The organism is Nonomuraea antri, from assembly GCF_013283785.1.
Classification (GTDB): domain Bacteria; phylum Actinomycetota; class Actinomycetes; order Streptosporangiales; family Streptosporangiaceae; genus Nonomuraea; species Nonomuraea antri.
In genome coordinates this window covers 1-12,148 of the sequence record NZ_JABCPZ010000292.1, presented here as the reverse complement: position 1 = coordinate 12,148, position 12,148 = coordinate 1, and the positions used below count along the sequence as shown (strand labels likewise).

Below are 12,148 nucleotides of genomic sequence, written 5' to 3'. Positions count from 1 at the left end.
CGCTCCCCCCGGCCCCCGACCGGCTGGAGGGGACAGGGATGGCCGCCGGTCGGAGCCGACATATGGCCGCCGTTTCGCCCGGTCATGAAGAAAACCGGGTTCGGGGCACCATGCCATCGATCTCGGTCGGTCGATCCCGCGGTTGCCCTGCGGGAAGCCTCAGAGGAGGCAGACATGACGGTTGAGATCAAGGGCTGAGAGGTATCCGCCGCGATCCTCACCACGCCAGTTTCTCCGCCCTCGCGAATGGCGATCGCCAAGGGTCTCATCGTCCTCATTGCCTGACCCGTCGAAAGGCGGGCCGACTCCTGACGGCAGGCGCCGCGAAGTCCGCTGAGTGCCACACGACAGTCGACTCAACTCCTCCGATAAACCGCTCAGCGCGGAACGCAGTTCGAGAACTACCTGGTCGGGCATTCATCCGGTCAAGTGTCGGACCTTGCCGATAGCGTCGTCCGCCATGAGCATCCAGTACGCGTGGGCCGATCTCCTGCAGAAGGTGAACGAGGAGAACGCCGAGCGCCCGTACGCCGTTCGTCCCTACGAGCTCGCCGACGGCCCCGCGACCCGGCCAGGCGCGACCGAGGAGGAGATCGCCCAGCACGAAGAACGGCTCGGCGTCACCTTCCCGCAGAGCTACCGGCAGTTCCTCCTGGTGTCCCACGGGTTGTTCGTCGAGGACGATTACCTGGTGCCGCTGGAGCGGGTCGGGTGGGTCCGTGACCTCGAGCCGGATCTCGCCGCGCTGGGGACGCCTCCCGACTACGAGGTCTCCGACGAGGACTACTTCGTCTACGGCGACGGCCAGGACACCGTTCACATGCGGGCCGAATACCTGCCTGAGATGCTCTTGGTCGGCGGCCACGACGAGGGCTTCTTCCTGCTCAACCCGTGCATCGAAACGCCCGATGGCGAGTGGGAGGCGTGGCATGCGGCCGCATGGATGCCGGGGGCCGAGCGCTACCGGTCCTTCTGGGAGATGGCGAACGCCAAGCTCATGACCTAGCAAGGCCTGTGCAGGAGTGCGGGAGCCCACCGGGCCCGTGGGCGACCCGTGCTCGGTCGCCCTCGGGCCGAAGGCGGATCAGGGCGTACGTGCGCCGGCCACGGGACGGACGAGGGATCGGCGGATGAGGGCCCATTGGACGGCCTTTTCCGCGACCCGCCGGCCCAGGTGCTCGGCCGTGCGCAGGTCCGTGTCGGGCGGGGCGACGTCGGCGGGCGCGTCGGCGGGTGACTGGGCGAGTGCGCCCATGAAGCCGCCCAGCCGGTTGAGGTCGTCGATGGAGCCGGCGGTGGTGTTCCAGCCGGGCAGCAGGCCCAGGGAGATCCACTGCATGCCGTGCTGCGCGGCGAACACCGCCAGCGACGCCAGGACGTTGCCCTTGTCGCCGTTGAGGCCGGACGAGTTGGTGAAGCCCGCGGCGAGCTTGTCCTGCCAGCCCTGCCGGGCCCAGATGCCCGCGGTGGCCTCGGCGAACGCCTGGAAGACGGACGACTGGCTGCCGAAGTAGGCGGGCGTGCCGAAGATGATGGCGTCGGCGAGGTCGAGTTCGTGCCAGAGTTCGTCGTCCAGCACGGAGACGTCACGCAGTCCGACGGCGACGCCGCTGACGGAACGGGCGCCGCGGGCCACGGCCTGGGCCTGGCGAGCGGTGTGACCGTAGCCGCTGTGATAGGTGATCACGACGCTGACGGGGTGTGACATGTGATGCCTGCCTTCCGGGAAGGGCGAGACGGTGGGGATGATCGGGGGTTCAGGGGGTTCGCGGGGCGTCGATGGACAGGGTGGCCAGGCGGGCGAGTACGCGGTCGGTGTCCTCGGCGAGGAAGCGCAGCAGGTCTCCGGCGTCGGTGCGCGCCGGGTGGAGCAGCGGCGCGCCCTGGCCGGCGTACAGGAAGAGCACTTCGGGGTCGACGCCTGCCGCGCGCAGCGGGGCGGTGAGCCACAACTGCTGCGGGTACGGCGGGATCGGGCCGAGTCCGGGGAAGGGGTCGTCGGCGAAGGCATCGAGGAAGGCGTTGCGGATGCCGCGGCCGTGCCGTCCGGAGAACGCGCGGGTGAGCAGGGTGTATCGGGCGCGGTCGCCGTGCAGCTCCCGCTTGTGCACCTCCAGTGCCCCGGACTGCTCGGTGGCCAGGAACGCGGTGCCCACCTGCGCGCCCTCCGCGCCGAGCGCGAACGCGGCGGCGATGCCACGTCCGTCCGCGATGCCGCCGGCGGCGATCACCGGCACCCTGAGCGTGCCGGCCAGTTGCGCGGTGAGCGGCCCGGTGGCCACCGACTCCTCCGCAGGGCGCAGGAACGACGGCCGGTGCCCGCCCGCCTCGACCCCGGAGGCGACCACGACGTCGACGCGGGCGTCCGCCAGCGCGCGCCCTTCGTCGAGGTTGGTGGCCGCGCCGACCGTGACGATGCCGCGTCTGCGGCACTCGGCCAGTACGCGCGGGCCCGGGAGGCCGAACACGAAGCTGAACACCGCGGGCCGGTGCTCCAGCACGACGTCGACCTGCTCGCCGAAGTCGGGCAGGGACTGCGGGGTGTAGTCGGGCTGCGGCAGTTCCAGCGCGTCGTACCAGGGGCGTAGGCGGGCCATGCCGGCGCGGAAGGTGTCCTCGTCGATCCCGGTGGGCTGGCCCTCGGTCGGTACCCACAGGTTGACCGCGAACGGCTGGTCGGTCGCCGCGCGCAGGTTCTTCAGCGTCGTGTCGAGTTCGTCGGCCGGCAAGTGGTGGCCGCCGTATGAGCCGAGCCCGCCGGCGGCGGACACGGCGGCGGTGAGTGCCACGGTGGAGACGCCGCCGCCGAAGGGGCCCTGGACGATCGGGTAGCGCGTGCCGAACAACCCGCTGACGCGGGTCCTGGTCCAATCGGTCATCGTTTCGCCTGTCTTTCGTGGATGTCCGGTCTTGGGCGAAGGTTTCGGGTGAGTGCATGATCTGTTGTGCGGTCGTCTCTCGTGCCAGGACGGGAGGCCCAGGGACGGCTTCTGGGTGTACGGGTTCTGTCGCCGTGAGCTAGACGACCGGTCAACTATTCGTCGATCGAAGTCTCCTGGATTAGTTGACCGGTCGTATAGTTCGTCTCATGGGGCGGACGAGCACGGCGCGGGAACGGTTGCTGGCGGCCGCCGGCGAGCTGATCCACAACCGGGGTTACAACAGCCTGGGAGTGGCGGAGATCTGCGAGCGCGCGGAGGTGCGCAAGGGCAGCTTCTACCACTTCTTCGCGTCGAAGCAGGCGCTCACCGTCGAGGTCGTCGATCGCCACTGGGAGGTGCAGCGGGCTCGCTGGGCGGCCATCCTCGACGGCGAGGGCTCTCCGCTGCGGCGCCTGGAGCTGCTGTTCCTGGCCCAGTCGGCGGCGCAGACCGCGGCCCGGCGCACGGGCGGCGTCGTCAACGGATGCCTGCTGGCCAACCTGGCACTCGAACTCAGCGGGCAGGACGAAGTCGTCCGACGCCGGTTGGACGACGTCTTCGGCGAGCAGATCGCCATGGTCCAGGCCGTGCTGGAGCAGGCCGTCCGCGAGGGCACACTGCCCGCGGGCAAGGACTCGGCGGTCACGGCGCGGGCACTGCTCGCCCAGTTGGAGGGCATGGTCCTGTTCGCCAAACTCGCCAACGACCCCGCCCTGCTCGACGGCCTCTGGGACCAGGCCGCCCTGCTGCTCCACGGGGCTGTTCCGGTGTCCCGCACGGCTCTCAGCGGGTGCTGACGAACCCGCGACGTAGGCGTGCGACTGCGGCCTGTGGCTGCGGATCGGCCAGTTCAGGGTGGAGCCGGTGTGCTTCCGCCCTTGCCTCATGCTGATTGCGCCCCAGGCTCATCCGGCGGAGCCTGGGGACACAGCGTGTAGCCTCCGCCGGGCGAAGCGCGCCCATGGCGGAGGCCGTGCTTTTCAAGGGGGATCGGGTTATGCCCAGGGAGCCATCGGGTACCAGGGGATGATTTCCCGGCGGGCCAGGACGCGGACGTCCCAGTACAGCACCAGGAAGACGCCGGCCACGATGAAGGCGGCCGCGATGATGACGGCCGAGCGGCTCGGCTTGGCGCTGATCCACTGCTGGATCCGGCTGCCCGCGACCAGTCCGAAGACGACGAAGAGGACCGTGATGATCAGGATGTTGCCGATGGACTGCAGCATGAAGGCGGCGGCGCCGTACAGGATGTTGCCGCTTTCCGCGGCGTCCCGGAACATCTGGCGGAACAGGGGGAAGGGGCGGCCGATGAGGAACGCGCCGATGAGAGCGCCCATGAGGACCATGGGGGCGTTCGGACGGCGGGCGGCGATGCCGGCGAGCGGGTCCTTGACGACGCCCGTGGCGGCCAGGCCCAGGTAGATCATGGTCAGGCCGATCAGGCCGTAGATGATCATCGTCTGGATCGTGCGGGCCGACAGCTCGCCCGGCGCGGACGGGGCCGTCGAGAACTGCGGCATGCTGGTGCCGACCAGGGCGACGAGCACGCCGTACGCCGCCGACACCACGAGCATGCCGGCCGACATCCAGCCGAGCGGCTTGAGCATCTGGACGATCCTGGCCCGGATCGAATGCGTGCCGCCGATCAGCGGCGCCAGGGCGCCGAAGGCGGCGATGTTGCAGGCGGTGAACGTACCGGCGATACCGGAGACCAGCGCGAACGCGATCCCGGCCGTGATGCCGGCGATCGGCGTCTCCTTGGCGTCGTGGCCGAGGAGCGTGTTGGCCACGTTGTCGCCGATGACGCCGTCGACGAACTCGGCCGACCAGATGACGGTCAGCAGGAAGCCGGCCAGCGCGCTGAGACCGATGACGAGAGCACGGCGCTTGGGGAAGTGACCGTTCACGAACAGGGATGTGGCCTTGGGGGCGGCGTCGAGTTCAATGGGGGTGGCTGCCTTGGGGAGCTTCGCATTCCTCGTGGACTCTGCCATCGGGCCTCCAGGTACGGGAAACGGACAGCGGGACCTTGGGACCGGGCAGCCGGGCATGCTGATCGGAATTCCGGGTTCGCTGGTCACAAGGCGCGCTGGACGACTCCATTGAAACTCGCCAAGATCGGGTTGAACATCCGTCGTGCGGGTGATGCGGGCGGGGGAACCGCTCGTTCCCGAGGCTTCGTACGTTTCCGGTGTTCGGTGGGTGTCAGCGGGCGAGCCGGAGGCTGATCTGGGTGCCGAGCTCGTGGAAGCCGAGCGCCCTGGCGACGCGTCGCGACGGCTCCGGGCGGGCTCGCCACTGCGGTAGCAGCCGGCGCGCGAGCGCGTCCTCGATCGCCGCTGACGCCGCCGCGCGGGCCAGGCCGCGGCCACGCCGGTGCGGCGCGGTCCAGACGGACAGATGCGCGGCGACGTCCAGCCACTGCCGGTATCCGGCGGCGGCGATCACCTCCGTGCCCTCGCGGACGACGAAGGCCGCGGACGTGATCTCCGCCAGGCCGCTCTCCGCCGCGTCCCCTTCGTCCATGCCGGTGATCATCGACCGCATGGCGGGGTGATGCGGGGGAAGCCGTTCGACACCGGTGTGGAGGAGCGCGGGGGTGAAGTCCGCGGCGTCGAGGTAGGCCAGGGTGGCGGGGCCCAGCAGGTCGGACGCGGGCAGGTCGGCGGCGATCCGGGCGAGGTCGATGGCGGCGGCCCGCGTGACGTGGGCGCGGAGGACGTCACGCACCTGTTCGGCGAGTTCGGGCGCGGGGACGGTGGCGAGGACGCCGCCGTCCAGCATGACGATGCCGGTCCAGCCCGGCGGGCACAGCGACGACTCGGGGGAGACCACGACGCGCGCCCGGCCGCGCGGCGGGAAGGTGACGGGGGCGGCGCGGGTGAGGCCCGCCCAGAGGTCTCGCGCGCGGTCCAGGGCGCTGGACGACATTGATCTCTTCCCGGGGGTGGACGTCGACGGGGGAGTTCGTTCCCCGACTCTATCCGGGAAGAATCGGGTGATCGGTGTGTCCGGATGTGGCTCGTGGCTTCGACGTCCCGGTTGAAGAGGCGCCGAAGGGGCGCCGGACGGGCGGAGGAGATGGCGATGTCCGCTGTAGAGGGATCGGTCGCACGGGGACAGGCCGCGGAGGGAGCGGCCGCGCGGGAAACCGCTGCGGGACGGGCAGCGGCCGGCTGGGGGAGGCCCTCGGACCGGGCCACGCGGGTGTTGCTGGGGTGCGGGCCGGCGGCCGGTCCGCTGTTCCTGGCGGTGTGGCTGGTTCAGGCGCTCACCAGGGAAGGGTACGACCCGAGCTTCCACCCGCTCAGCCTGCTGAGTCTCGGCGATCTGGGGTGGATCCAGATCGCGAACTTCGTCCTCTGCGGGCTGCTGTACGTCGCCTGCGCGGCCGGGTTGCGCAGAGTGCTGCACCCGGGACGGGCCGGGACCTGGGGTCCGCTGCTGGTGGCCGCGAACGGGATCGGGATGATCATCGCCGGGGTCTTCACCACCGACCCCGGGGCCGGGTTCCCCGCGGGGGCTCCGGCCGGCGCGCCGCCGGTGATGAGCTGGCACGGGGTGCTGCACGAGATCGGGTTCCTGGTGGCGTCGTGCTCGGGGCTGGCGCTCTGCTTCGTGTTCCTGCGCCGCTTCGCCGCGCTGCGGAGGCGGGGGTGGGTGGTGGCTTGTGCGGGGGTTCCCGTGCTGGTGATCGTCGTGCTCGCCTGGCCTGACCTGAACAGCCTCAGCTTGCGGATCGTGGGGGCGTCGGCGATCCAGTTCGCGTTCTTGGGGGCGGTGGCGGTGCGGGTGTCGCGCGGCCTTTCGGAGACGGGCCGGTAAACCGGCCCCACCCGCGGGCCCGCCCGTGGCCCCGTCTGTGGTGACGGGCGGGGCCACGGGGTGGGCCTGGTCGCGATCCTGGGGTCAGGTCAGGTTTGGACGGTGCGGGCGTCGGTCACGGTGTGGGTGGCGTGGTCGGTGGGTTGTGGGCGAGGACGCACGCGACAGGCGGTTCGAGATCGAGAGTCTCCACCCGGATCTGGACGAATCCGGCCTGTGCGAGCAGATCCTGAAGCTCTTGGCCGGCCCGGGTGGTGGTGTCCCGGGTGGCGCCGGGGCAGCGGGGCTGGCTGACGAGCGCGATCCGTCCCCCTGGGCGAAGCAGGAGGCGCAGCTCGCGAAGCCGTTCCGCCGGATCCGTCCAGAACCCCACCGAGTTGACGGCGAGGACGGCGTCGAGCGGTTCGCCGAAGCTCGGCAGTCGGTCCACCGAGGCGTGCGTGAGACGGACGCGACCAGCACGGACGGCGGCGGCGTTGCGCCGGGCGGCCTGACGGACCATGGCCTGAGAGTGGTCGACGCCATGGACCCGGCCCTGGACGGCGCGGGCGGCGAACGCGGCGATCCCGATCCCGGGGCCGAATCCGACCTCGAGCACCCGGTCGGTGGGCCGGACGTCCAGCAGCGACACCGCCCAGATGCTGCGTTGCCTGTTGGAGGAGCGATGGGCCATGAACCAGCCGACCGCCCGTCCGACGACGCCTCGCGGGTGACCGAACTGACGGACCATGCTCCTGAGCACGCGCTGCTTGATCCCCGGTGGTACTGCTGTTCCTGGTGTCGGCATGTCCGCAAGTCAAGGGCTTCAAGTACGCTTGAAGTCAATGGGCGACGAGCAGCTGACGATCGGCGAGCTGGCGAACCGTACCGGCGTCGCCACCTCCGCGCTTCGCTATTGGGAAGAGCTCGGCCTGCTGACGGCTCCGGCCCGGGTTTCGGGTCAGCGACGTTATCCGCCGTCGGCGGTCGGGCTGGTGGGCTTGATCCTGTTGCTGCGGGATGTCGGGTTCACCCTGCGCGAGGTCAAGGAGCTCATGGCTCGTTCGCCGGGCGGGGCGGAGTGGCGGGAGCTGCAGCGCGGCAAGCTCGCCGAGCTGGATCGGCGGATCGCTCTGGCGCAGGCGGCGCGTACCGCCATCGTTCATGGGCTGGCCTGTCCGCATGAGGACCTCTCCGAGTGCGCCACGTTCACGGACGTGGTGGCGGCACGCCTGGCAGGAGCCTCCCTCGAAGAAGCCCATTCGCACCGACCACCGAGCCCCTGACCACCGAGCCCCCCGGATGCTAGGTCGGTAGGCCGCAGGGTCGGCGGGAGTGGTTCTGCGACCGATAGTTACTGCTGGCGGAAGATGATCGCGGTGCCCAGGGCGGCGTGCGCGGGCACGAACAGCTCTCCGTCGCCGGTCCGGACGACGGGGATGTCGTTGCCGCGCAGGAACCGCTCGGTCGCGACGACGTCGCGCACGGACACCGCGTAGGCGACGAACGCCGGCAGGACCGCTGGACGCTCACCGGGCAACAGCTCGGCGAGCGCCGACACGGACACCACGGTGACGCCCGCCCGGTCGAAATGCGCCTGGTCGAAGCCCGTTCGGTCGAAGCTTGCCTGATCGATGTGCGCCCGGTCGATGTGCGTTCGGTCGGGCTGCGGTGCGGCCATGTCCGACGCCATCCCGTCGTGCCGGGTCTCGTCGTGCCGGGTCTCGTCGTACCGGGTCTCGTCGTACCGGGTTCCGGCGGTCTCGGGTGGGCCGTAGTAGGTGGTGTAGCGGCGCGTCAGCTCGGCCAACTCCGCGTCAGGCACGCACAACACGCATTCGACCAGGCCCGTCGCGCCGTTCGGGTGCTCGGTCTGCCGCTGCTGGTCGAGCCCGTCGGAAGGGGCGTTCTCGGCGAAGCCGATCCTGCCCTCCGGTACGCGCCCCGCACCCAGTTCCGGGTCGGAGATCTCGAGGTAGCGGGCGGGTTCCATGCGGGTCCCCGAGCTGGTCTCGACGGGTCGCTGGACGGCGTGCACCCCGCCATGCGAGACCCCGTCGCCGGTCAGGCGCGCCGCGACCCGGTCGAGGTCCCGCGTGTCGGCGATCATGATGTGCAGTCCCTGGAAGCGCCGCAGGAACGAGGTGATGTTCGCGGCGGTCGCGCGAACGGCGGCCACCAGCCCCGGCAGCTTGTCGTCGGGCACCCGCAGCGGAATCGGACGAGCCCCATCGAGCGCGCGACCGCCGCTCTCGGGGAGGACGGCCACCAACTCGACGAACGCCCCGGAAAAGTACACGTGCGTGTTCGCCACCCCGAACGGCTCGGCCGGGCCGCCGGGCTCGCGCGGCAGCACCGGGTAGGCCGGCGCGGGCACGGTGAAGCCCAGCCGGCGGTACCGCTCCATCGCCTCGCCCATGTCCTGCACGACGTGCCCCACGTGATGGAGCCCCTGGACGTCGTCGCTGCGGTCGTCGTAGACCATCGAACCACCCTTCTCCCAACTGATAGTCGTCTCTCAAATGAGAGTAAACCATCGTTTGAGTGTGCGCTAAAATCCGGCGCATGAGTGACAGCGGGTTGCGCGACCGCAAGAAGGCCAGGACCAGGGAGGCGATCCTGCGCGAGGCGTTCAGGCTCTTCCGCGAACGCGGCTACGCGGCCACCACCGTCGAGCAGATCGCCGAGGCCGCCGAGGTCTCGCCGGCCACCTTCTTCCGCTACTTCCCGACGAAGGAGCATCTGGCCGAGCTCGACCGTTTCCCGCCGCTCATCGAGGCACTGGCCGCGCAGCCGCCGGGGGCGCCGGTCAGCGTGTTGCGTGGCGCGTTCCGTACGGCGTTCGCGTCCCTGTCCGCCGACGAGATCGCCGCCGGGCACGCGCGTGAGGTGTTCGCGGCCACCGTGCCCGAACTGCTGGTGGCCAACCTGCGCAGGAGCCCCGGACTGATCGGTGAGGTGTGCGCGGCGGTGGCGGAGAAGGCCGGCCGCGCCGCAGGCGCCGCTCAGGTCGGCGACGCGGACGATCCTCGGATCAGGAACGCCGTCGGCGCCGTCTTCGGGGTCGTGGCCATGGTCTGGCTGCGCTGGGCACAGGACGCGCAGATGGACGGCCCCGCCGAGATCGACGCCGCACTGGCCCACCTGGAGTCCGGCCTGACTCTCTGAGCCGCCCGGCCTCGGACGACCGGCTGGGCCGGCCTGTCCAGGCCGCAGGCGGCCCTTCGGCCACCGGCAAACGCCCTGCCGGAGCGGCGGATTCAGGCGGGCCGGTCAGTGCGGAACCAGCGGAAGCGCCGCCCGTTGGCGGCCGCCTCGTACAGGTCGGGGCCGCGCTCGTCGCCCGCGTCCCGCAGCGCCTCGGCCGCGGCCAGGCGGACCAGGTAGTGCAGGGCGGTGTCGGCGGCCAGGGCCGCGCACAGTCGCGCGCCCTCCGTGCGGCCCGCCTCCAGCAGCGTCTTGGCCGCTTCGACCCGGTTCAGGCCGCCGAGCGCCGGGTCGGCGGCCAGGGTCGCGCACAGTCGCGCGCCCTCCGTGTGGCCTGCCTCCAGCAGCGTCTTGGCCGCTTCGACCCGGTTCAGGCCGCCGAGCGCCGGGTCGGTGGCCAGGGTCGCGCACAGCCGCGTGCCCCGGGCGTCGCCGGCCTCGATCAGCCGCGCGACCGCTGCCAGCCTGATGCCGTAGGAGAGCGGGCCGGTCGCCGCCAGGGCGGCACAGAGGGTGAGCCCGCGCGGGTCCGCCACCTCGATCAACGTCTCCGCCGCCCGCAGTCGCAGGTGGTCCACCTGGTCGGGGTCGCCGGCCAGGGACGCGCACAGATCCCGGCCGTGCGCGTCCCCGATCGTCGCCAGGACCTGGGCCGCCGCCACCCGTACCCCGCTGTACAGGGTGCGGTCGGCGGCCAGGTCGGCGCAGTACGCCATGGCCGCGGCCACCGCGGCGGGCGGAACAGCGGTCCCGATGCGGGCCTGGCGGAGGATGAACCGGCAGCCGTTCAGCCCGCCGCGGGGGGAGGCGAGGCGAGTGAGACAGCGCTCGACGAGCGCCGGGTCGTGCTCCGCTGCGGTGTCGATGAGGAAGCCGGCGAAGGACTCCTTGTACGGCGGCGGTTGCCAGTAGCGGCTCAGCCAGAGCCGCGGCCGGATCCCCGCCGAGTCGGGCGAGTCGTACAGGTACCGCCGAGGCCGGTCGAAGGCCTCGCGCAGGCTCTTCGCCGCGGTTTCCGCATCGCGGTTGGCGTGCCCGGCCGCCAGGTACTCCAGGAGCGTCTGGTGCAGGAATTCCAGGTCGCCGGCCCGTGCGGTGAGCGAGCCGCTGCGCGTCAGGCTCGCGGTCAGGAACTCGTGCCAGTCGAAAGCCGGGACACGGCGCGGGCGCCGAGCCTCCGGGTGAGCCGCCACGATGACCGTCGCCGGCTGCCGGTTGCCGCTGTGGCGCTCGGCGGCCAGGTGCACGATCAGGTCGGGCAGGTGGTCGAGCACGTGCTCGGCCTGCGCGACGGCGGCAGGTCCGTACCGGCGTAACCCGGTGCGGTCGATCTCGGCGGCGCCGCCGGGTGCGGGCACGTGCTGGTGCCGGTGCAGCAGGGAGAGGAAATCCCGGTAGATCTGACCGCGCCCGGCCGGCAACGGCCGGCCGGGAGCCTGGCCGTGCAGCTGGCACAGCATGGAGATCATTAACGGGATGCGGGCCAGCTCGGCCAGGTGGCTGCGGACGAGTTCCCGGGTGAACGCGTCGGCGGCCCGCTCGGCATCGGGCACCTCCAGGGCACGGAACCAGCCGCGGGCCACCTGCTGGATCTCCTCGCGGCCGAACGGCTGCAGGTCGTACCGGGGCACCTGCGGGCCCAGCCGGTCGAGTTCCCCGTCGGGTAACGGGCGGGTGGCCAGCACGAATCGGTACAGCTCGGCGTGCTCGCCCTCCATGAGAACCGCCAGGGACCGCAGGATGCGGCGGCGGGCGTCCGGGTCGCCGAGCTCGTCCAGGCCGTCCACCAGGACCAGCCAGGTGACGTCGGGTCGCGGCGGGGTGGCGAAGAATGCCGGCGGCAACTCCTCCACGAGCCCGTACTGGGCCAGCTCGGAGGTCACCGCGGCGGCCAGGGCGGTGGCGAGCGGACGGTCGGCGAGGGCGGCTGCGCTCACCATGACCGGCACGGTGTCGTGACCGGCGCCGGCGATCCACCGGTCGAGTCCGTGCGCGCTCACCGTGCGCAGCAGGCTGGATTTGCCGCCGCCGGGGCCGGCCAGCAGCACGCAGGGGGAGTCGACCTTGAGCGCCTGCTCGGCGGGCAGCTTCAGCGCGCCGTCGCCGCCGTCGGCCGCCTCCATCGGACGGAGCGGAACGCGTGGGCGGGCGGGAGTGTGGGCCGGCGCGAACGGGCTGCCGGGCAGCGCCCAGTTGCGGCCGTCGTCGAACGCCTT

Annotated in this window: 12 protein-coding genes; 5 read left to right on the top strand and 7 right to left on the bottom strand. The window is 71.5% G+C overall.

What is annotated here, in order from left to right; translation table 11 throughout:
* Positions 1 to 460: 460 nt before the first annotated feature.
* Entirely contained in the window at positions 461 to 1,006 is a 546-nt protein-coding gene (locus tag HII36_RS49055; RefSeq protein WP_173530274.1) for an SMI1/KNR4 family protein, read from the top strand.
* A gap of 78 nt (positions 1,007 to 1,084) precedes the next feature.
* On the opposite strand, the gene HII36_RS49050 is transcribed toward HII36_RS49055, so the two are convergent.
* Entirely contained in the window at positions 1,085 to 1,708 is a 624-nt protein-coding gene (locus HII36_RS49050; protein ID WP_173530273.1) for a flavodoxin family protein, read from the bottom strand.
* Positions 1,709 to 1,757: 49 nt separating this feature from the next.
* Positions 1,758 to 2,879 carry an NAD(P)H-dependent flavin oxidoreductase gene (locus HII36_RS49045; protein ID WP_173530272.1) on the bottom strand — a complete coding sequence of 374 codons (1,122 nt, stop codon included), beginning with the start codon at positions 2,877 to 2,879 and terminating at the stop codon, positions 1,758 to 1,760.
* A 209-nt stretch (positions 2,880 to 3,088) separates the two neighbouring features.
* Between HII36_RS49045 and HII36_RS49040 the strand changes: the two genes are divergently transcribed.
* Entirely contained in the window at positions 3,089 to 3,718 is a 630-nt protein-coding gene (locus HII36_RS49040) for a TetR/AcrR family transcriptional regulator (protein ID WP_173530271.1), read from the top strand.
* 198 nt (positions 3,719 to 3,916) lie between these two features.
* On the opposite strand, the gene HII36_RS49035 is transcribed toward HII36_RS49040, so the two are convergent.
* The gene (locus tag HII36_RS49035; protein ID WP_236004835.1) at positions 3,917 to 4,915 is read right to left on the bottom strand and encodes a hypothetical protein; all 999 of its coding nucleotides are present in this window, start codon (positions 4,913 to 4,915) and stop codon (positions 3,917 to 3,919) included.
* A gap of 211 nt (positions 4,916 to 5,126) precedes the next feature.
* Entirely contained in the window at positions 5,127 to 5,852 is a 726-nt protein-coding gene (locus tag HII36_RS49030; RefSeq protein WP_173530270.1) for a GNAT family N-acetyltransferase, read from the bottom strand.
* A gap of 156 nt (positions 5,853 to 6,008) precedes the next feature.
* Between HII36_RS49030 and HII36_RS49025 the strand changes: the two genes are divergently transcribed.
* Entirely contained in the window at positions 6,009 to 6,746 is a 738-nt protein-coding gene (locus tag HII36_RS49025) for a DUF998 domain-containing protein (protein ID WP_173530269.1), read from the top strand.
* 115 nt (positions 6,747 to 6,861) lie between these two features.
* Here the strand turns inward: HII36_RS49025 and HII36_RS49020 are convergent, their stop codons facing one another.
* Positions 6,862 to 7,476 carry a class I SAM-dependent methyltransferase gene (locus HII36_RS49020; RefSeq protein WP_217370918.1) on the bottom strand — a complete coding sequence of 205 codons (615 nt, stop codon included), beginning with the start codon at positions 7,474 to 7,476 and terminating at the stop codon, positions 6,862 to 6,864.
* A 94-nt stretch (positions 7,477 to 7,570) separates the two neighbouring features.
* Between HII36_RS49020 and HII36_RS49015 the strand changes: the two genes are divergently transcribed.
* Positions 7,571 to 8,011: a MerR family transcriptional regulator gene (locus tag HII36_RS49015; protein ID WP_173530268.1), complete on the top strand. Its 441-nt coding sequence runs from the start codon at positions 7,571 to 7,573 to the stop codon at positions 8,009 to 8,011.
* Between the two features lie 68 nt (positions 8,012 to 8,079).
* Here the strand turns inward: HII36_RS49015 and HII36_RS57455 are convergent, their stop codons facing one another.
* Positions 8,080 to 9,210 carry a VOC family protein gene (locus tag HII36_RS57455; protein WP_236004834.1) on the bottom strand — a complete coding sequence of 377 codons (1,131 nt, stop codon included), beginning with the start codon at positions 9,208 to 9,210 and terminating at the stop codon, positions 8,080 to 8,082.
* A gap of 80 nt (positions 9,211 to 9,290) precedes the next feature.
* Here HII36_RS57455 and HII36_RS49005 point away from each other — a divergent pair, with 80 nt between their 5' ends.
* Complete coding sequence (locus tag HII36_RS49005; RefSeq protein ID WP_173530267.1) at positions 9,291 to 9,893, top strand: TetR family transcriptional regulator; 603 nt, start codon at positions 9,291 to 9,293, stop codon at positions 9,891 to 9,893.
* A gap of 92 nt (positions 9,894 to 9,985) precedes the next feature.
* Here HII36_RS49005 and HII36_RS58390 read toward each other — a convergent pair.
* Positions 9,986 to 12,148: NACHT domain-containing protein (locus tag HII36_RS58390; protein WP_173530266.1), on the bottom strand; the 2,163-nt coding region annotated here is incomplete at its 5' end.

Bases quoted from the DNA above. Each gene is read 5' to 3' on its own strand.
- HII36_RS49050 (WP_173530273.1), bottom strand. From the start codon at position 1,708: ATGTCACACCCCGTCAGCGTCGTGATCACCTATCACAGCGGCTACGGT.
- HII36_RS57455 (WP_236004834.1), bottom strand. From the start codon at position 9,210: ATGGTCTACGACGACCGCAGCGACGACGTCCAGGGGCTCCATCACGTG.
- HII36_RS49005 (WP_173530267.1), top strand. From the start codon at position 9,291: ATGAGTGACAGCGGGTTGCGCGACCGCAAGAAGGCCAGGACCAGGGAG.
- HII36_RS49030 (WP_173530270.1), bottom strand. From the start codon at position 5,852: ATGTCGTCCAGCGCCCTGGACCGCGCGCGAGACCTCTGGGCGGGCCTC.
- HII36_RS49025 (WP_173530269.1), top strand. From the start codon at position 6,009: ATGTCCGCTGTAGAGGGATCGGTCGCACGGGGACAGGCCGCGGAGGGA.
- HII36_RS49040 (WP_173530271.1), top strand. From the start codon at position 3,089: ATGGGGCGGACGAGCACGGCGCGGGAACGGTTGCTGGCGGCCGCCGGC.
- HII36_RS49045 (WP_173530272.1), bottom strand. From the start codon at position 2,879: ATGACCGATTGGACCAGGACCCGCGTCAGCGGGTTGTTCGGCACGCGC.
- HII36_RS49015 (WP_173530268.1), top strand. From the start codon at position 7,571: ATGGGCGACGAGCAGCTGACGATCGGCGAGCTGGCGAACCGTACCGGC.
- HII36_RS49035 (WP_236004835.1), bottom strand. From the start codon at position 4,915: ATGGCAGAGTCCACGAGGAATGCGAAGCTCCCCAAGGCAGCCACCCCC.
- HII36_RS49020 (WP_217370918.1), bottom strand. From the start codon at position 7,476: ATGGTCCGTCAGTTCGGTCACCCGCGAGGCGTCGTCGGACGGGCGGTC.
- HII36_RS49055 (WP_173530274.1), top strand. From the start codon at position 461: ATGAGCATCCAGTACGCGTGGGCCGATCTCCTGCAGAAGGTGAACGAG.